The organism is Roseateles koreensis (genome assembly GCF_028595305.1).
Taxonomy (GTDB): Bacteria; Pseudomonadota; Gammaproteobacteria; order Burkholderiales; family Burkholderiaceae_C; genus Paucibacter_A; species Paucibacter_A koreensis.
In genome coordinates, this window is the sequence record NZ_JAQQXS010000023.1 from 44,024 (window position 1) to 62,628 (window position 18,605).

Below are 18,605 nucleotides of genomic sequence, written 5' to 3' on the forward strand. Positions count from 1 at the left end.
CTTGAAAAAGACTGCTGAATACAAACAGTTGGCCTGGTAGCTCAGTTGGTAGAGCAGCGGATTGAAAATCCGCGTGTCGGTGGTTCGATTCCGCCCCAGGCCACCAAATAAAATCAAGCACTTAGCCCGCCCTAGTAGGTGGGCTTTTTGCTTTTCTGACGGTGTTTCTGACACTTTCACTGGTGGGCTGCTGCGGGCAGTTGCGCTTTGATGCGCAAGTGCTCGAAAAAAGGTGGTCGAAAATCACTGTCATGCCGGCTCGGCAAACCTATACGCAAGACCTTCAACTCTCTTTAGGAGATTGACCTTGCGTCTTACGAACCCGGGCCCGCACTCGACGGCCCACCTCGCTGTTCTCACTCCGTCTGGGCAGGCTTGCGCCTTCCAGATGCCCATAGCGGGCTTCCAGGCCGGCCGACTCGGCCGGGCGTTCGAGGCTTGCGGCACCTCGCCTCAGCTGAGCGTGCACCACCCCCATCCCTGGACCGCTACGCCGCTTGCGTCGCTGGAGGTGCCCCATGGCTAAGGCCTACGAGGACGGCTCGGGCTGGGCGTTTCGGCTGCGGGTGCAGGGCCAGGACATTGACCGTGGCGGTTTCAAGAGCCAGAAGGTCGCCCAGGAGGAGGCCGATGGGCATGCTCGCGACCTGCGTAAGTCCGACAAACAAGCGCTTCTCGATCTGCAGCGGACATCCGTCGCGCAGGCACTGAGCGACTACGCCCGCGAGGTTCTGCCACATTACAAGGGCGCTCCTCAAGAAGCTCGTCGCATCAACCGCTATACGCCGATCACGGAGTGGCTCCAATATGCCGGTCGGTGACACTTGACTTCGTGAGAGCAGCCATTGCCTTATCTTTGCGCCGCTTTCTCACTGCGCCAAGCGCTCGGCGTGGCGCCGGCTTTTCTCTGAAAGAAACGGGTGAAGTAGGCCGAGTCGGAGAAGCCCAGGCCGAGGGCGATTTGCTTGATGCTCATGCTTGTGTAGGTCAACTCGCGCTGCGCTTCGAGCAGAGTTCGGGCGTGCATCACGTCCAGGGCGGTGCACTGCAGGGCGGCTTGGCAGATGCGGTTCAGCTGCGTACCGGTGACGCCCAGTTGGCGTGCGAGTTCTGCCAGGCTGGGTTGCTGCCGGTAGGCGTCTTCGATCAGCGCAATGTAGCGTTGGAGGTGCCGATGGGCGCTGTCGCCACGTCGTGGTGCTTCTTGCGGGTCTGATGGCAGGCTGCGCCCCAGTTTGACCAGCAATTGGGTCAGCGCGCTGTCAAGCGCGATGGCACGCCAGGCCTGCACATTGGCAAACTCCTGCTGCAGCACCGCCATGGCTGCAGCAATGATGCGCGCTGTGGGGCGGTCCACCGGCAGGGCCGCCGCTTGCGCGAGCCGGGCGTTCAGCGCAGGCTGCGTGGCCAGCAACTGGCGCGCGTGTTGGGCCAGTACCGTGATGACGGTGCCTGAAATGTGCGGATGGAAATGAAAGCCATGCATGCAGCGCGGTGGGATCAGCAGCAGGCACGGGCCCTGTACGGTGTGCACGGCCATGTCCAGGCTGACGGTGCAACGTCCCCGTGCAATCCAGAAGATCTGCAGCAAGAGATCGTGTTGGTGCGGGCTGATTTCCCAGTCGTGCAGGTGGGCGCGCTCGGCGATGGATTCGCAATGCAGCCAGTCGAGCACCTGAGCCTGAGTTTGATCACGCACCCGCTCGCCGTAGATCGAAAAGACGGGTAGTGGGGATTTCATGGGCTTGAATGGTGGATGTCTGAAAAGTACAAGTCTATGCCTGTTCAGTGCATTGAGGCCGGGGTCTTGAAGTTTTACGCTTCAGGCTTGAGGAAAGACAAGACAAACCCAGCCAACCCACGGAGACATCCCATGAAAACTCAAGTTGCTATCGTCGGCGCAGGCCCGGCAGGCTTGCTGTTAGGCCAGTTGTTGAGCGCATCTGGCATCGACAACATCATTGTGGAGCAGCGCAGCCCTGACTATGTACTCGGCCGGATTCGCGCGGGGGTCTTGGAGCCCACGGCCGTGCGCTTGCTGGAGGCTTGTGGGGCGGCAACCCGCATGCATCGTGAAGGCTTGCCGCACAGCGGGGTGGAGATTGCCATCAACGGGGTCAGTCAGCGTATCGATCTATTGGCACTGACCGGGCAGCAAGTCATGGTCTACGGTCAGACAGAGGTGACGCGGGATTTGATGGACGCAAGAGCCGCCAGCGGTGCGCAGTCGATCTACGAAGCCGATCAGGTGCAACTGCATGATCTTGAAACCGCCGCACCATGGCTGAGCCTCAACGTCAATGGACAAGCGCAGCGGATTGATTGCGACTTCATTGCCGGTTGTGATGGCTTTCACGGCGTTAGCCGCGCCAGCATCCCGGCAGACAAGATTCAGACCTTCGAGCGTATCTATCCCTTCGGTTGGTTAGGGGTGCTGGCGGACGTGCCGCCGGTTGCCGATGAATTGATTTACGCGCGCCATGAGCGCGGCTTCGCCCTGTGCAGCCAGCGCAGCAAGACGCGCAGCCGCTATTACATTCAATGCGATAGCGGTGACCAGGTCGCCGACTGGTCGGACGACGCATTTTGGGCCGAACTCAAGCGCCGCGTTCCTGAAGACGTGGCGGCGCGCCTGGTGACGGGGCCTTCGATTGAAAAGAGCATCGCACCCCTGCGCAGCTTTGTGGCAGAGCCGTTGCGATTCGGCCGCTTGTTCCTGGCCGGAGACGCCGCGCACATCGTGCCGCCTACGGGCGCCAAAGGGCTCAACTTGGCCGCCTCTGATGTGGGCTACCTCTGGCAGGCGATGTGCGATTTTTACAAAGGCGATGCCCTTGGGCTTGACCGTTATTCGCAGCAATGCCTGGCGCGAATCTGGAAGGCCGAGCGCTTCTCCTGGTGGATGACGGGCTTGCTGCACCGCTTTCCGGCGCACACGCCGTTTGAGCAGCGCATGCAGGACGCGGAGCTGGACTATTACCTAGGCTCCGAAGCCGGTCGCAAGGTCATCGCTGAGAATTACGTGGGCCTGCCGGCCTGAATTTGGCGCGGTTTGAATGCGTCGGCGCGCTGATATTGGGCGCCGGCGCGCCAGAACCCTGTTCAGAATTCTTCGGTATCAATCTCCGCCTGGGTGGCCGCGTTGTAACGCGGTCCCGCCACGGTGTTGGGGTGCATCAGGGCGTTCAGGCGGGCCAGCGTCGGGGCGCTCAGCACCAGAGTGTCGGCGCCAAAGAATTCCATCAAATGGTCTTCTCGCGTGGTGCCCGGGATGGGGATGATGTGCTCGCCTTGGCTCAGCAACCACGCCAACGCCAAGCGGGCCGGTGGGCAGTCCAGCGCAGCGGCTTCAAGCTCGAAGGCCTGCAGCAATTGCAGGTTATGGGCGTAGTTCTCGGGGCTGAAGCGCGGCATGTTGCGGCGGATGTCTTTGGCCTCCAGGTTTGAGACGTCCCGCAAGGCGCCACCCAAGAAACCTCGTGCCAGCGGGCTGAAAGCCACAAAGGCGGTGCCCAGTTCGCGGCAGGTTTGCAAGACGGCAATCTCGGGGTTGCGTGTCCATAGCGAGTACTCGGTCTGCAGTGCCGCAATCGGATGCACGGCGTGGGCGCGGCGCAGCGTGGCGGCCGACACTTCGCTGAGCCCAAGGGCGCGCACCTTGCCGGCCAGCACCAGATCGGCCATGGCGCCGACGCTGTCTTCAATCGGCACGGCCGGATCCATGCGGTGCAGGTAGAGCAGGTCGATGACGTCGGTGCGCAGCCGTTGCAAGCTTGCTTCGCAACTGGCGCGCAGCGTGGCGGGCCGGCCGTCGATGACGCGCTGGCCGTTGACGCCCTGCATGCCGCATTTGCTGGCCAGAACGAAACGTTGGCGGTGCGGCGCCAGCACCCGGCCCACCAGGGTTTCATTGGTGCCGAAGCCGTAAAGCGCCGCGGTGTCGAACAGCGTGATGCCCTGGTCCAGCGCACTCAGCAGCAGCCGCTCCGCCTGATCGGCGGGCGGCGGCAGGCCATAGGCGTGGCTGAGGTTCATGCAGCCCAAGCCGATGGCCGAGGCGCTGAAGGGGCCGAGACGGCGGGTCTTCATGAGGCCATCAGCTGCTGTTCCAACTGATGCAGCACGCGGTAGCAGGGCAGCACTTGCGCCACGCTGCCGTTGGGTTCGCGCCCCTCGCGGATGGCGGCGAAGAACTCACGGTCTTGCAACTCGATGCCGTTCATGGACACGTCGACTTGTGAGACATCGATCTTCTCCTCCTTGCCGTTGAACAGGTCGTCGTAGCGGGCGAGGTAGGTGCCGCTGTCGCCGATGTAGCGGAAGAAGGTGCCCAGCGGGCCGTCATTGTTGAAGGACAGGCTCAGCGTGCAGATGGCACCATTGGCGGCCTGCAGTTGGATCGACATGTCCATGGCAATGCCCAGCTGAGGGTGGATGGGCCCTTGCAGCGCGTGGGCCTTCACGACCCGGCTGCCGGTTTGGTAAGCAAACAGGTCGACGGTGTGTGCGGCGTGGTGCCACAGCAGGTGGTCGGTCCAGCTGCGCGCCTGGCCCAGGGCATTCATGTTGGTGCGGCGGAAGAAATAGGTCTGCACATCCATCTGCTGGATGTTGAATTCACCGGCCTGCACGCGCTGGTGAACCCATTGGTGGCTGGGGTTGAAGCGGCGGGTGTGGCCGCACATGGCGACCAAGCCACGGGTCTGCGCCACTTGGACCACCTCTTCGCCGTCAGCCAGCACATCGCATAACGGGATTTCTACTTGCACATGCTTGCCCGCCTTCAGGCAGGCCAGGGTTTGGCTGGCGTGCATCTGGGTGGGCGTACAGAGGATGACGGCATCCACCTCGGGGAGGGCCAGGGCGTCATCCAGCTCGGTGCTGACGTGGGGGATGCCGTATTTGTCGGCAATCTCGCGCGTCTTGGTCAGCTCGCGGCTGATCAGCGAGACGACTTCAACGCCCTCGATGTTCTTGATGCCGTCCAGGTGCTTGATGCCGAAGGCGCCAGCGCCGGCCAGCGCCACGCGGATGGGTTGCTTGTGCGTGCTCATGGGTTCTCCAGGATCAGATGGCCGACAGCGGTGTTCGAGGCCGGCACATGGTAGAAGCGGTGGGTGACCTTGGGCGGCGGGCCGCCGGCGATGTCCGCCATGGCGCCGCGGGCGATCAGCCACATGACCAGCTCGATACCTTCGGAGCCGGCTTCACGCACATAGTCGACATGCGGCAATTTGGAGAGCGCTTCGGGCTCGCTGATGAGCCGATCAAGAAACTCGTTATCCCATTCGCGGTTGATCAAACCCGCTCGTGCGCCTTGCAGCTGGTGGCTCATGCCGCCGGTGCCCCAGATCTGCACATTCAAGTCTTCATCGAAGGACTCGACCGCCTTGCGGATGGCCCGGCCCAGCTCGAAGCAGCGGCGGCCCGAAGGCACGGGGTACTGCACCACGTTCACGGCGAAGGGGATCACCCGGCAAGGCCAGGCCTCGGGCTGGCCGCACATCAGTGAGAGCGGCACGGTCAGGCCGTGGTCTACCGTCATGCGGTTGACGAGGGTGAGGTCGAAGTCGTCCTGAATCACGCTGTGAGCGATGTGCGAGGCCAGCTCGGGGTGGCCGATCACGGTCGGCACCGGGCGCGGACCCCAGCCTTCATCGGCGGGCGCGAATTGCGCGGCGGTACCCAGCGCAAAGGTGGGGATCATGTCCAGGCTGAAGGCCGTGGCATGGTCGTTGTAAACCAGAAAAATCACGTCAGGCCGGTTCTCCTTGAGCCACTGCTTGGAGAAGTCGTAGCCCTGGAAAACCGGTTGCCAATAGGGCTCGGCGGTTTTGCCCTGGTCGATGGCCACGCCAATGGCAGGCACATGCGAGGTGTAGACCGATGCGGTGATGCGTGCCACGATTACTTGCTTTCCGGGCGCTGCTGGTCGCCCTGTTGGTGAGTTTGGCCCTGCGGTTGATGTGAGGCTTGCGCGTCGCCATCTTCCCCGACGAAGCGGTTGCCCTCGATCGAGCGGCCGCCCTTGACCATCATGTCCCGGTACTCGGCCTCGCTCATGCCGGTCATGCTGCCCGCCATTTGCTGGAAGCTCAGGCCGTCGGTGGCGCCGATCTTGGCCAAAAAGTAGATGTTGCCACCCAGGCGCATGCATTCGTTCAGGTCACGCTGCATGACGGCGTCTTTCTGGGCCTCGGTCATGGCCCAGTCGTCGAGATAGGCGCGCTCGTCCGCTTTGAAGCGGCGGCGATTTTCTTCGGTCATCAGCGACATGCAAAACTGGTTGAGCCAGTAGCCCCGGCGCGATTGCTCGGCGTCGAAGATGATGGTCCCGGGGATGTCTTGGTACGGTTTTTCGAGTGCCATTGCGGGCTCCAAGGTCTTCGGAAAAGGTCAGGAAAGTTCGGGCCAGTACAGGCGCAGCGGGTTGTCGACCAGCAGTTGGTGCTGTTGCTCGGCGGTCGGCGCGATGTGCGGGATGAAGTCCACCAGCAAGCCGTCGTCGGGCATATGGTCCTTCAAATTGGGGTGCGGCCAATCGGTGCCCCACAGCACGCGGTCCGGGAATTCTTCCATCACCCGGCGGGCGAAGGGCACGACATCGCGGTAGGCGGCCTGCTCGCCCTGCAGCGCCGGCGGGCCGCTGACCGACAAGCGCTCGGGGCAGCTGAGCTTGCTCCACACATTGGGGTGCTCGCGCATGAACCTCAGGAACAGGGCGAATTCGGGTCCGTCCACGGGCTGCGTTACGTCGGGGCGGCCCATGTGGTCCACCACCACGGTGGTGGGGATGGCGGTGAAGAAGTCCCACAGCTCCGGCAGGTCAACGGCTTCGAAGTAGATCACCACATGCCAACCCAGCTTGGCAACGCGCCCGGCGATTTCCAGCAACTCGTCCTTGGGTGTGAAGTCCACCAGACGTTTGACGAAGTTGAAGCGCACGCCGCGCACGCCCGCTTCATGCATGGCTTGCAGCTCGGCATCGCTGACTGTGCGGCGTACCGTGGCCACGCCGCGGGCCCGGCCGTCGGCATGCTGCAGGGCATCGATCAGGGCGCTGTTGTCAGCGCCGTGGCAGGTGGCTTGAACAATCACATTGCGGGCGAAGCCCAACTGGTCGCGCAGCGCAAAAAGCTGTGCCTGGCTGGCATCGCAAGGCGTGTACTTGCGCTCGGGCGCGAAGGGAAATTGTGCGCCCGGCCCGAAGACATGGCAATGCGCATCCACAGCGCCCGCGGGCAGTTTGAAGCGAGGCTGGCTGGGGCCGGCGTACCAGTCAAGCCAGCCGGGGGTTTTGGTAAATTCCAAGGGGGCTCCTTCAGTGCGGGTGCAGCGCGGCTCAGTCGATGTAGCGCAGGCCGGCTTGTGCCAGCGGTTCGCGCATCTTGTACATATCCAGGCCCAGGATGCCGCTGGCCAGCTTGGCGCGCTTTTCGCCTTCGAAGCTTTCACGCTTTTGCGCGGCGGCCAGGGTTTCAACGGCGCGCGCGGCGGGCACGCAGACCACGCCATCGTCGTCCGCCACGATCACATCGCCCGGCGTCACCCACATGCCGGCGCAAACCACCGGGATGTTGACAGAGCCGAGCGTGGCCTTGATCGTGCCCTTGCTGCTGATGTGGCGGCTCCACACGGGGAAGTTCATTTCCTGCAGGGTTTTGACATCCCGCACGCCGGCGTCAATCACCAAGGCGCGCGCGCCACGGGCCTGGAACGAGGTGGCCAGCAGGTCGCCGAAATAGCCGTCTGAGCACTCGGCGGTCACGGCGGCCACGACGATGTCGCCCGGCTGAATCTGCTCGGCCGCGACGTGCATCATCCAGTTGTCGCCGGGTTGCAGCAGCACGGTCACTGCCGTACCCGACACCTGCACGCCCGGGTAGATGGGGCGCATATAGGGCTTGAGCAGGCCCACGCGGCCCATGGCCTCGTGCACCGTGGCTGAGCCCAGTGCGGCCAGGCCGTCGGCGGCGGCGCGCTCGGCGCGATTGATGTTGCGATGGACTACGCCCAGTTCATACATGGTTCAAATCTCCGGTGGATTCAGCGGCCTTTGGCCTTGAGTGCGGCGTCGAGCCGTGGGAACACGCGGCGTGCATTGCCTTCGTACACCATGAAGCGCTCTTCTTCGCTGAGGTTGGCCGTGGCTTCGACATAACGCTTGGTGTCGTCGTAGTAGTGGCCGGTCTCGGGGTCGATGCCGCGCACAGCGCCGATCATTTCGCTGGCGAACAAGATGTTCTTGACCGGGATTACCTTGGTCAGCAGATCAATGCCGGGCTGGTGGTAGACGCAGGTGTCGAAGAAGATGTTGTTCAGCAGGTGCTCGCTCAGCAGCGGCTTCTTCAGCTCTTGCGCCAGGCCGCGAAAGCGCCCCCAGTGATAAGGTACCGCGCCGCCGCCGTGCGGAATCAAGAACTTCAGCGTCGGGAAGTCTTTGAACAAGTCGCTGGTGAGGCATTGCATGAAGGCCGTGGTGTCGGCGTTCAAGTAATGCGCCCCGGTGGTGTGGAAGCAGTGGTTGCAGCTGGTGGAGACGTGGATCATCGCGGGGATGTCGTACTCCACCATCTTTTCGTAGATGGGGTACCAATGGCGATCAGACAGCGGTGGGCTGGTCCAGTGGCCGCCCGACGGGTCGGGGTTCAGGTTGATGCCCACGTTGCCAAATTGCTCCACGCACTTCACCAGTTCGGGGATGCAGGTGGCCGGATCAACGCCGGGCGACTGCGGCAACATGGCGGCGGGCACGAAGTGATCGGGAAACAGCTCGGCCACGCGGAAACACAGCTCGTTGCAGATCGCCGCCCAGGTGCTGGAGGTGTTGAAGTCGCCGACATGGTGGGCCATGAAGCTGGCGCGCGGGCTGAAGATGGTCAGGTCGCTGCCGCGCTGCTTCATCAGCTTGAGCTGATTGGTCTCGATGGACTCGCGCAGTTCGTCGTCGCTGATTTTCAGGTCCGAGGCTTTGGGGGCCTGGCTGGGGTTTTTCAAGGCGGCGATTTGCAAATCGCGCCAGGCGCCTAGCGCTGCGGGGGCGGTGGTGTAGTGGCCGTGAACGTCAATGATCATGATGGTGTGAGAGTTCGTGGGTTCGAAAAAATGTAGCGGTGCTTGCGCCGGCTCAGTGCGCCAGCACCTCATCGCGGGAGTGGCCCGCTGCAGCCTGCAGGCCACCGGCGGCATCGGCGCGCCGCTTTACCAGCAGCGCAGCGGCGGCTACCAGGCCGGGCACTGCGACGACGGCAAACACCGATTCCAGGCTCATGTGGGCGGCGCTGAGTTGCGCCACCAGGAAGGAGCCCGCAATGCCGCCGAAGCGGCCCACGCCCAGCATCCAGGCGACGCCGGTTGCACGGCCGTTGGTGGGGTAGAAGGCCGCGGCCAGCGCCGGCAAGGACGATTGCGAGGTATTCATCAGCGCACCAGCGGTGAAGACCACCACCACCAGCACACTCACCTGGCTGACCACCTGGCCGATGCACCAGATGGCCACGGAGGTCAGGGCAAAGCCGATGGCCAAAATCTTGTTGGCCTCATAGCGGTCCATGAGCCAGCCGAACAGCACCGCGCCCACGCCGCCCAGCGGAAACAGCGCCGAGATCAAGGTGGCTGTCTTGGGGTCCATGCCGGCTTCTTTGAACAAGAGCGGCATCCAGTTGATCAAGGCGTAGAAGATCACCAGGCCCATGAAATAGGCCGTCCACAGCATCAACGAACCGAGCCGGTAGGGGCGCGCCAGCACCTGGGCGAGGCCGCCGCGCTCGTTGGTCACCACGCGGGTTTCGCTCAGGATGAAGCGCTCGAACTGGAAGACCTTTTGACCCGCCACCTTCGCCAAGGTGGTTTGAATCTTGCGCAACTCGGCGCGGCGCGCCACCATGAAGCGCACCGACTCCGGCAACACGAACAGCAGCAGCACGGTCAGCAACAAGGGAATCACGCCGCCCAGCACCAACACACTGCGCCAGCCCCATTGCGGAATCATCCATGCTGCGAGAAAACCCCCGAAGGCGGCCCCCAGCGGAAAGCCGCAGAACATCAGGTTGGTGAGCATCGAACGCTTGTGCGTCGGGCTGTACTCGCTCATCAAGGTCACCGCATTGGGCATCGCCGCACCCAGGCCGAGGCCGGTGATGAAGCGTAGCGTGCTCAGTTGGCTCAGGTCCATCGCAAAGGATGAAGCGAGCGACGCCAGCCCAAACACCAGCACCGCGCCCATCAGCACCAGCCTGCGGCCCACTCGGTCCGCCAGCGGGCCGGCCGACAAGGCACCTGCCGCCAAGCCGAACAAGGCGGCGCTCAGTACCGGCCCCAGCATCGGCTTGGTCACGCCCCAGTCTTTGATCAGCGAGGGGGCGATGTAGCCGATGGCGGCGGTGTCAAAACCGTCCAGCAGAACCACCACAAAACACATGGCGAAGACCAGCCATTGCCACGGTGAAAAGGGTGCGCCGTCAATGAGCGTCTGCACATCGGCCACGCGCGCTGGGGCTGGATTTTGGGAGGGTTGGTTCACGCTTGTCTCCGTGGGTTGTTGGGCCGGAAGCGGCACCTCAATCGGGTGTCTTGGGGGCTTCCATGCCATGGCGCCGTTTGGCGCCCTTCGTTTCTTCTGCACACATGAAATTCAAAAAAGCCTGCGCCTGAGCTTGTGCCGGTACTTGGGATTTGATGCCCACCGCCCCCACAAAGCGGCTGACGATCTCCAGCCCCGGCGGCATGCCGGCGAGCACCGTGATGCCGTCCAGATTCATTAACTCGCTGAGCTGTTGAAAGCCAATGGTGGCCACCCCTTCGGCCACCAAGCTGCCCACGGGCACGCCGGGCCGGGCCTGGACCAATTGCGGCTGCAACTGCTCCGCCAGCCCCCAGCGCGCGAACAGCTTGAGCAAGGCGGTGCCGCTGGGGCCGGTGGAATAGGCAATGCCCTGGGCTTGTAGCAAGGTGGTGCGCAGGGCGTCCTCGGTGCTGATGTCAGGGGCGGCAGTACCGCTACGAACGGCAATGGCCACGCTGGAGTCAACAATGGCGCGGCGGCTGCCTTCCAGCAAGCAGCCCTCTGCCGCCAATTTGTCCATGGCGTCGCTGGCCAGCACCACCAGATCAAAGGCTTCGCCGGCCTGCACGCGCCGGGCGGCATCGACGCCGCCGACCGACTCCACGGTGACCGTCACCCCGCTGGCTTGCTGATAGCTTTGCGCCAATTCGGTCAGCAACTGCCGCGTGGCCATGGAAGAGATGAGGGTGAGGCTGGCAGTCATTGGGGTGGCCTTGAAGGGATGCACCCATTTTGTGCAGCTTTGTTCTATTAATCCAGTTCTAGCTTTGACTAGCAGCTATGCCGGATCGGCATGACTTGTGCCAAGATACCCGGTATGAATTTGAACCAGATCGAGACCTTCATCCAAGTGGCCGAGCACGGCAGTTTCAGCAAAGCGGCGCTGGTGCTGGGCGTGGCGCAGCCGGCATTGAGCCGGCAGGTGCGTGCGCTAGAGATCGACCTGCGGGAGACTTTGCTGCTGCGCAATGGCCGAGGGGTTGAGCTGACCGAGGCTGGCCGGCGCCTGTTGGAGCACGGCCAGGGCATTCTGCATTTGGTGGCGCAGGCGCGGGAAGACCTGAGCTCGCGCCGCAACGAGCCGGTGGGCGAGATCGTGGTGGCGATGCCGCCGACCCAGGCTCGCCTGCTCACCCTGCCGCTGATCGAGGGCTTTCGCGCTGCCTGCCCGCGTGCGCGGCTGGTGATCGTGGAGGGTTTCTCGGCGCATCTGACCGAGTGGATGGCCTCCGGGCGGGCCGATCTGGGCCTGGTCTACAACCCGGAGCCGCTACCCGCACTTGAAATCCTGCCCTTGCGGGAGGAGCGTCTGTGCCTGCTGAGCCCGGCGAATGCGGCACCGGCTGGGCCTTTAACCCTCGCGGCGCTGTCTCACATCCCCTTGATCATGCCGCAGCGCGGCCAGGTGTTTCGCAAGCTGATGGAAACGGCCGCCGCCATGGCGGGCGTGCAGCTGCGGGTCGAGTGGGAGGTCTCCAGCGTACCCACCATTCTTGATCTGGTGGCGGCGGGCCTGGGCCATGCCGCTTTGGGCGAAGACACGCTGCGTACCTTCGAGCACCCGGAGCGACTGGCGCTCACGCCCTTCAAGGCAGGCGATATCAAGACCACGCTGTGCCTGGTGACCCCGGCGCTCAAGCGCTCGACGCCGCTGGCCCAGCGCACCGCCGCCTTGCTGATGCGCCTGGTGCGCAAGCCGGCCGTGGGTTGATGGTCGGCGCGGCCCTTGTTTCTACGAGGTTAGATCGCGCGTTCCAGATTGTCTTTAATTTGCTTCATCAGGCCTAGCAGCCGTTCGCAATCGTCCTCGCTCAGGCCTGCAACGGCTTGGGCAGAAAGCTGGCGGCCCTCTGCGCGCACGGCTTTGTGCGCCTCCTGGCCGGCGGGCGTGAGCAGCAGGCGCAGGGCGCGCCGGTCGCTGGGGTCGGGCTGTGCATCCAGCAGACCTTTGGCGCGCAGGCCGCTGATCAAGCGCGCAATCTGCGCCTTGTCGCGGCCCGTTTTGACCACCAGATCGCTGGGGGTCGCGCCCGGGTGCCGAGCGAAAAAACCCAGCACTTTGACGTCCATATGGGTCAGGTCGGTGCTGCCGTCACGCAAGGCCCGAAATTGCCGCGCCCGAAATAAATGCATGACCGAATGAACGGACTCCAACACTTCTTCGGCCTTTTGCGGCGAGATGTGGTTGACAATATCAACTTGTTTGCGCATGATTGATGACATTATCAACCAACTGGATTGAGTCATGGAATCAATTTCAACAGAGCGCCGTATCCAACGGGTGCGGTATGAACTGCAACGGCGAGAGGTGAGCGTGGTGCGCGTTGAGGCGGCGGGCGCCCAATTTGTGCGTGTGACCTTTGCCGGCGAGGACCTGGCGGGCTTTGTTTCGGGCTCGTTTGACGATCACATCAAATTGATGCTCGAAGACGCGGCGGGCGAGATGGTGCGGCGCGACTACACGCCCCGAAAATTTGACAAAGAGCGGCGTGAATTGACGCTTGAATTCGCCTTGCACGGCCATGGCCAAGCCAGTGATTGGGCGCGCAACGCCGCCGTGGGGCAACGCGTGTTGATCGGCGGCCCACGCGGCTCGATGATCATCCCGATGGACTACGCTTGGCATGTTTTGATCGGCGATGCCACGGCCCTGCCGGCCATTCATCGGCGTCTGGAGGAGTTGCCCCAGGGCGCGCGCGCCATCGTGCTGGCGCAGATCGAGGAGGGCGCTGACCGCCGCCTCGTCGAATCAGCCGCCGAGGTGACGGCGCATTGGGTGAGCAGCGACGATGAATTGCTGGCCGCCGTGCGCGGCTTGGCTTTGCCCCCGGGCGAAGGCTTTGTCTGGTGCGCCGGAGAAGCCCGCAGCATGGCCCGCCTGCGCGACGTGCTGCTGGGCGAAAAAGCCCACCCCAAAGAGGCCATGAAGGTGGCCGCCTATTGGAAGCAAGGCGCCTCGGACTTTCACGAAAACCTGAGCCTTTGATGGGCGTTGCACACCGCTAGGTTTTGTTTTGCACATGCACGGTGCAGCCGCCCTCGGAGACGATTTGTTGGAGGCCACCGGATTTGACATTCAGGCGCATACCCTTCAAGAGTTTGTTATGGGTTTGTGCCCTGAGCATGCCGTCTTGTTCTGTTCGCAGTTCAAACCCCGCGCCGCGTTGCTGGCGCTCTTGGTTGACGAGGTGGCCCAGGTTGATTTGGCTCCGCTGATGTTCGAAGTAATGCCAGGCCAGGTAGCGGCCATGGCCGTCCACGCGGGCATAGGGGTTGGCGGCTCGGTGGTGTCCAGGCGCGCCTGGGTGTGGCCCGCCATTTCGGGCAGAGGGGTGTCCCATTCGGGGCGGTAGGGTGTGGCTTCGGGCTGGGCCTGGAACTGGTTGCGATAGGGCTGAACGCGGTCGCCTTGGGCCTGCACGGCGAGGACGAGCCAGCGGCCTTGGGCGCGTTGAACGAGGCGCTGACGGGTCTTGGCATACCGTCGATCTTGCGCTGACTATTGCGCTTGGCGTCTTCGTTCATGGGGAAGAGGATGTCGGCCAGCTTGTAGCCGGTAGAGAAGAGTGCATCGATGGTTTCAAACACGCCTGTCGTCACAGGCATGTCGGCGAGTTTTGGCTTGGGCGGTACCCAGCAGATCACGTCCATATGGCCCAGCTTGCGCAGCAGCAGCAGCTCAATGAAGTTGGTGTGGGCGTAGAAGTCTTCCAACACATGCAGGGCATTGCCCAGATGCATCAGGCCCAGCGAAGGATTCACAAGAATTCGATGTAGATCAGCGGACCGTCGCCGTCGAAGTAGTAGTGCTGCGCCCATTTGTGGTCTTCTCCGGCACGGTAGTAGCCCAGATCGCGATCCACGCCAAGTCGTTCCTGGCCTAACTTCTTTCGCCAACGCTCAATCTCCTCGCGTTTCATGTTCGGGCCGATGGGGATGCCGTCGATTTCTAGGTAGCCTTTGAAGGTGCCAGTGGGGCGGTCATTTTTGAGGCCGCTGTAGTCATGTCGAAACATGCGTTCCCATTGATCATCGCGGCGCAAATACAAACCTAAAACATCCACGGGTCGTCGCCCCTCATCGTCCATGGGAGTTGACAGTGTGAGTCCATGCATGTCCCAATGCCTAAAGTGGTCTCTTGTGAAAGAACTCTCCCCCAAAATAGCCACCCAATCCTTCGCCCCAGACTTGCGCACGTTGATCTTCTGCCCGTCAATAAAAATGTCTCCTTGCTTGACAATGATCTGTGGTTTCGCGTCCTTGTTCACCCCTTCCGGTAAGGGTAAGTCTTGTCCACAACCTGCCAAGGGAAGCGCACAAGCTAACGCAATAACGCAGCGAATAACAATGACATAAAGCGTCTTCATGCTTCAGCCCATTCTTTGGTCTAGATCGTCGGCGCCATCAAACAACTGCGCAAAGTGCTCTGTCGCATAGTTCCATTGCGCTTCCAATAATTTGTTGCCTGGTTTGGGATTAGGGAGATGGCTGTCTCCTGCTGAATCGCCATGTGTGGGGTTTTTGGCTCGGTCTTTCATGAAGGTGTGGTCGGTCAGTTGCCTAAGCTTTTGTGGATGAGCGCCTGCCCAGTCTTTGGCGAGCGCATCAAATCTCATGGACAAGGTTGGATGCACAAAATAACTGCTGGCAGCTACGAGCAACTCATTGCTGGTAGCCGACTTGGCCCACACCTTGCGCATGATCAGGCCCACATCTTTGATGGCCTCGATGGCCAAGCTGGCCGCCAGTTCATGCAGCGGATGCCCCATATCGTCCTTGGCAATCAAGGTGTGCGTGGGGTCGATAGAGGTCGCGTGATCAAAGTTTTGTTTTTGTTCGTCTCGTACCAGGGTTTGCGCCGTGGTCTTGATGCCCGCATTGACGATGCCGTAGGCCAATTTCTTGATCTGCTTGTAGGCCTTGCTGACGGCTTCGGGCACGAGGCCTTCGCCCTTCTCTTCGACCCAGGTCTTGATCTGGCTGTACCAGCGCAAGGTCTTGGCAATGGTGGGATAGCCCATGCCTTGTAAGAACCGCACTTGCACCCAGTCACTCAGCGGCATGCCGTCGATCTTGCGCTGACTATTGCGTTTGGCGTCATCGCTCATGGGGAAGAGGATGTCGGCCAGTTTGTAGCCGGTGGAGAACAGTGCGTCTATGGTTTCAAACACGCCGGTCGTGACGGGCATATCGGTGAGGTTGGGTTTGGGCGGAACCCAGCAGATGACCTCCTTGTGACCCAGCTTGCGTAGCAGCAGTTCAATGAAGTTGGTATGGGCATAGAAGTCTTCCAGCACATGCAGGGCATTGCCCAGATGCATCAGGCCCAGTGGTGTGCTGCCCAAGCTGGCGGCCAATTGCAACTGGACACACATATAGGCCACAGCGCTGGGGTGCTGAGCGTCTGTGCTGGTGTCGATGTAGTTGCGCAGATGGGTCTTGGGGTTGATGCCCAAAGCGCTTTTGGGATAGGGCAATGCCACCAGCCAGTCGGTTGGGTAGTGGGTGGGATATTTCTCCGGCAAGCCTGCCGGGTTGTCGATGTGTTCCTCGGGCCGGTAAACGCCAACGCGGGATTGGTACTGAGGCAGCCGCTCGGGAATGAAGCGGATGAAGTCGTGGTACGGGGCGGGGGCTTCAGCGTCGAGTAGTCGCTTCGTGAACCGCATCTCACCAAAGGCAACCAATACTTCGGTGAGGGCGTCACGACTCAGCAAACCCTCGGGCGTGAAGCTTCCCTTGATGAAGCCTGGCTTGCGCCCCGGGGCCAGCATCAGGCCATCGGCTAGGAGCTGTGACATATCGCGCAGCCAGTTGCCGTAGTAAACCATGGCGATTTGTGCTTGCGAAAAGTCAGCGCGGCCAAGTCCAGCAGCCTCAATCGACCCATGATTGAACATCCCTTTCGGCAGCGCGCCATCATTGAGTTGCGCGTCAAACACCGGAATCAACGTCGCCGCCCCATCCCGCTCGGGCCGGTACACCCCGTCATGGAAGCGGGCATTGTCCAGCGCGTCGGCGCGGGTCTGAACAGCGCGCTCGTCCGCACGCTTGCTTTGCGACAAGGCCTGTTGCAGTGGTGCATGCAGCACCTTGAGCGGCCCGCCGCCTTCACCCATGAACTCGCCATAACTCGTGCTATCACCGGCCTCCAAATCCAACTGGCAGAGTTGGTAAAAGTCCTGACGCTCAGCTTCCTGTGGTGCGCCCTGGCTGCCCTGTCTCAGCAAAAACTCCACATGCTCACCAAAGGCTTGCAGCAACCGGTTCAGCAACAACCACTGCGCCGCGCTCTCGCCCTGGGCGGCGCGGCGGGCCAGGTCTTGCCCAACTTCGATGGTTTGGGTGTTGGCGTCAAAGCGGGCATCACTGCCGTAAATCACTTCGTATTTGGGTTTCTTGAGGCTGCCCTCCTTGATTTGCCGATGCAGATTTTTGTAAGCCGCCGGGGCTATGTCATGCCCAAACACGGGTGCCATGGCCAGCACGAACAAGGGCTCATCCAACTCCCGCGCAAAGGCTTGCAGTTGCTCAAACGCATAGCTGCTTTTGAACTCGCCCAACAGGGTGTCCTTGACCTTCATCACCCCAAAATACCCCAAGCCCTCCGCCCCACCCGCCGAGGTGCTGGGCTGGCCTGACCAAGCGCCGCCTGTGTAGTCCACCTTGACGCCTGCCTTGTTGATGACCTGCTGGGCCTTGATGCGCAGGCCCTTGGGGCCGACTTCTACAAAGTACTGGCCGCCCTGGGTTTGTAGTCGGATGACGCCGCTCTTGGATTCGAACTTCACGTCCTGCTTGGCCAGCACTTCCAGATCGCCGTTTTGCACATGGACGGTGTAGTCGCCCTCGGAGACGATTTGCTGGAGGCCCCCGGATTCGGCGTGTATCCGCACCCCCTTCTTGGCGCTGAGGCTCAGGCCTGCGGCGCTGGTGAGGTTGATGGCGGCTTGGGCGTAGATGCCTTGGGTCTGCTCGCTGGCGAGGAGGAGGTTTTTACGCGCACTCAGGGCGATGCCGACGGGGCTGCTCCAGGCTTGCAGCGGGGCTTTGTGGCCGACGAGGCTCTTTTGCAATTGATCGCTGCCTTGGAGGCTGCTGGCGGCTTCCAGCCCGACCTGGCTTGCGGCTTTGGCGCGGTTGTCGGCCCAGGGGCGGATGGCTTTGAGGTGGTCTTGAAGCGGCGCGTTATGGGTTTGCGCGCCGGGGCCGGTTGGGTCGTGGTGGGGGGCGCTGCGCACATCGGTGGCGTCTGTGCTGAGCAGCCAGCCCTTTTGTGCCCTGAGCACGCCTTCGTGTTCTGTGCGCAGTTCAAACCCTGCACCGCGTTGTTGGCGGTCTTGGTTGACGAGGTGGCCCAGGTTCAATTGGCTCAGGCCGTATTCGCAGCTGATCTTGACGTGGGTTTGGCCGCCTTTGTCTTCCAGCCTGAATTTGTTATTCGCCCAGGTGCGCAGCACATGGCGGCTGGCGTTGGCGGCGGTGACGGGGTTGGGGTTGCGGGAGTCATGCACCACGCCGAGCAGTACGGGGCGATCTGGGTCACCGTGGACATAGCCCGTTATCGCCTCAACCCCGGCGTGCACGGGGAAGTGTTGGCCGTAGGTGGGACCGGCGTAGTCGCGGGCCAGGCGGATGGGGGCGCTGCCCAGGCCGTTCTGGCTCCGCTGATGTTCGAAGTAATGCCAGGCCAGGTAGCGGCCATGGCCGTCCACGCGGGCGTAGGGGTTGGCGGCATCGGTGGTGTCCAGTCGCGCCTGGGTGTGGCCGGCCATTTCGGGCAGAGGGGTGTCCCATTCGGGGCGGTAGGGTGTGGCTTCGGGCTGGGCCTGGAACTGGTTGCGGTAGGGCTGAACGCGGTCGCCCTGGGCTTGCACGGCGAGGACGAGCCAGCGGCCTTGGGCGCGTTGCTCCAAGCGGGTGAGACCGGGCAGAACGCCCAGGCATTGGCCAGGGGCCAAGGCGGTGAGGCTGGAGTGGGCATTGGCGCGCAGGGCGTGTTGGGCGATGCGCTCGTGGGTTTGCTGCAGGCGCAGCTGGG

At 62.4% G+C, this 18,605-nt stretch carries 19 protein-coding genes, 1 tRNA gene and 1 pseudogene; 6 read left to right on the forward strand and 15 right to left on the reverse strand.

The genetic code is table 11. The annotated features are described in order from the left end of the window. The first annotated feature begins 30 nt into the window (after positions 1-30). From PRZ01_RS18800 to PRZ01_RS18810, 3 genes are all read left to right on the forward strand, one after another. Positions 31-106, forward strand: a tRNA-Phe gene (locus tag PRZ01_RS18800). A 201-nt stretch (positions 107-307) separates the two neighbouring features. Next, on the forward strand, positions 308-526 hold the full coding sequence (locus PRZ01_RS18805) for a hypothetical protein (RefSeq protein ID WP_273598381.1): 219 nt from the start codon (positions 308-310) through the stop codon (positions 524-526). Further along, positions 519-821 carry a hypothetical protein gene (locus PRZ01_RS18810; protein WP_273598382.1) on the forward strand — a complete coding sequence of 101 codons (303 nt, stop codon included), beginning with the start codon at positions 519-521 and terminating at the stop codon, positions 819-821. The genes PRZ01_RS18805 and PRZ01_RS18810 overlap by 8 nt, the downstream gene beginning before the upstream one ends. A 29-nt stretch (positions 822-850) precedes the next feature. Here PRZ01_RS18810 and PRZ01_RS18815 read toward each other — a convergent pair whose 3' ends face one another. Then, complete coding sequence (locus PRZ01_RS18815) at positions 851-1,741, reverse strand: helix-turn-helix domain-containing protein (RefSeq protein ID WP_273598383.1); 891 nt, start codon at positions 1,739-1,741, stop codon at positions 851-853. A gap of 132 nt (positions 1,742-1,873) precedes the next feature. Between PRZ01_RS18815 and pobA the strand changes: the two genes are divergently transcribed. Next, positions 1,874-3,040, forward strand: coding sequence for a 4-hydroxybenzoate 3-monooxygenase (pobA, locus tag PRZ01_RS18820; RefSeq protein ID WP_273598384.1), 1,167 nt, complete (start codon positions 1,874-1,876; stop codon positions 3,038-3,040). Positions 3,041-3,102: 62 nt separating this feature from the next. Here the strand turns inward: pobA and PRZ01_RS18825 are convergent, their stop codons facing one another. From PRZ01_RS18825 to PRZ01_RS18865, 9 genes are read right to left on the reverse strand one after another with little or no spacing between them, the layout of a single operon-like run. Beyond that, positions 3,103-4,089 carry an aldo/keto reductase gene (locus PRZ01_RS18825; protein ID WP_273598385.1) on the reverse strand — a complete coding sequence of 329 codons (987 nt, stop codon included), beginning with the start codon at positions 4,087-4,089 and terminating at the stop codon, positions 3,103-3,105. After that, positions 4,086-5,054: a Gfo/Idh/MocA family oxidoreductase gene (locus tag PRZ01_RS18830; protein WP_273598386.1), complete on the reverse strand. Its 969-nt coding sequence runs from the start codon at positions 5,052-5,054 to the stop codon at positions 4,086-4,088. The genes PRZ01_RS18825 and PRZ01_RS18830 overlap by 4 nt, the downstream gene beginning before the upstream one ends. After that, on the reverse strand, positions 5,051-5,905 hold the full coding sequence (locus PRZ01_RS18835) for a class III extradiol dioxygenase subunit beta (protein WP_273598387.1): 855 nt from the start codon (positions 5,903-5,905) through the stop codon (positions 5,051-5,053). Before PRZ01_RS18835 ends, PRZ01_RS18830 begins: the two co-directional genes overlap by 4 nt. Before the next feature lie 2 nt (positions 5,906-5,907). Further along, positions 5,908-6,369 carry a protocatechuate 4,5-dioxygenase subunit alpha gene (ligA, locus tag PRZ01_RS18840; protein ID WP_273598388.1) on the reverse strand — a complete coding sequence of 154 codons (462 nt, stop codon included), beginning with the start codon at positions 6,367-6,369 and terminating at the stop codon, positions 5,908-5,910. Between the two features lie 27 nt (positions 6,370-6,396). Then, positions 6,397-7,311 (reverse strand): amidohydrolase family protein, encoded by a 915-nt coding sequence (locus PRZ01_RS18845; protein WP_273598389.1) that lies wholly within the window; start codon positions 7,309-7,311, stop codon positions 6,397-6,399. A 31-nt stretch (positions 7,312-7,342) separates the two neighbouring features. Further along, complete coding sequence (gene ligK / locus PRZ01_RS18850) at positions 7,343-8,026, reverse strand: 4-carboxy-4-hydroxy-2-oxoadipate aldolase/oxaloacetate decarboxylase (RefSeq protein WP_273598390.1); 684 nt, start codon at positions 8,024-8,026, stop codon at positions 7,343-7,345. A 20-nt stretch (positions 8,027-8,046) separates the two neighbouring features. After that, the gene (locus PRZ01_RS18855) at positions 8,047-9,075 is read right to left on the reverse strand and encodes an amidohydrolase family protein (protein ID WP_273598391.1); all 1,029 of its coding nucleotides are present in this window, start codon (positions 9,073-9,075) and stop codon (positions 8,047-8,049) included. A 52-nt stretch (positions 9,076-9,127) separates the two neighbouring features. Beyond that, positions 9,128-10,522 (reverse strand): MFS transporter, encoded by a 1,395-nt coding sequence (locus PRZ01_RS18860; protein WP_273598392.1) that lies wholly within the window; start codon positions 10,520-10,522, stop codon positions 9,128-9,130. 37 nt (positions 10,523-10,559) lie between these two features. Continuing rightward, the gene (locus PRZ01_RS18865; RefSeq protein WP_273598393.1) at positions 10,560-11,267 is read right to left on the reverse strand and encodes a substrate-binding domain-containing protein; all 708 of its coding nucleotides are present in this window, start codon (positions 11,265-11,267) and stop codon (positions 10,560-10,562) included. A gap of 114 nt (positions 11,268-11,381) precedes the next feature. Here PRZ01_RS18865 and PRZ01_RS18870 point away from each other — a divergent pair, with 114 nt between their 5' ends. Beyond that, positions 11,382-12,275: a LysR family transcriptional regulator gene (locus tag PRZ01_RS18870; protein WP_273598394.1), complete on the forward strand. Its 894-nt coding sequence runs from the start codon at positions 11,382-11,384 to the stop codon at positions 12,273-12,275. Between the two features lie 29 nt (positions 12,276-12,304). On the opposite strand, the gene PRZ01_RS18875 is transcribed toward PRZ01_RS18870, so the two are convergent. After that, a complete protein-coding gene (locus tag PRZ01_RS18875) occupies positions 12,305-12,775 on the reverse strand; it encodes a MarR family winged helix-turn-helix transcriptional regulator (protein WP_273598395.1) in 471 nt (156 codons plus the stop codon). 34 nt (positions 12,776-12,809) lie between these two features. On the opposite strand from PRZ01_RS18875, the gene PRZ01_RS18880 reads away from it, so the two are divergent. Next, on the forward strand, positions 12,810-13,550 hold the full coding sequence (locus tag PRZ01_RS18880) for a siderophore-interacting protein (protein ID WP_273598396.1): 741 nt from the start codon (positions 12,810-12,812) through the stop codon (positions 13,548-13,550). A 16-nt stretch (positions 13,551-13,566) separates the two neighbouring features. Here PRZ01_RS18880 and PRZ01_RS18885 read toward each other — a convergent pair whose 3' ends face one another. The 4 genes and pseudogenes from PRZ01_RS18885 to PRZ01_RS18895 form a co-directional block, all read right to left on the reverse strand. Continuing rightward, complete coding sequence (locus PRZ01_RS18885) at positions 13,567-13,905, reverse strand: type VI secretion system Vgr family protein (protein WP_273598397.1); 339 nt, start codon at positions 13,903-13,905, stop codon at positions 13,567-13,569. A gap of 226 nt (positions 13,906-14,131) precedes the next feature. Continuing rightward, positions 14,132-14,383, reverse strand: a pseudogene (locus PRZ01_RS19335) (HET-C-related protein); the annotation flags it as partial. Next, positions 14,323-14,931, reverse strand: a complete 609-nt coding sequence (locus tag PRZ01_RS18890; RefSeq protein WP_273598398.1) for an LptM family lipoprotein — start codon at positions 14,929-14,931, stop codon at positions 14,323-14,325. The pseudogene PRZ01_RS19335 and the gene PRZ01_RS18890, both read right to left, overlap by 61 nt. A gap of 3 nt (positions 14,932-14,934) precedes the next feature. Continuing rightward, positions 14,935-18,605: HET-C-related protein (locus PRZ01_RS18895; protein ID WP_273598399.1), on the reverse strand; the 3,671-nt coding region annotated here is incomplete at its 5' end.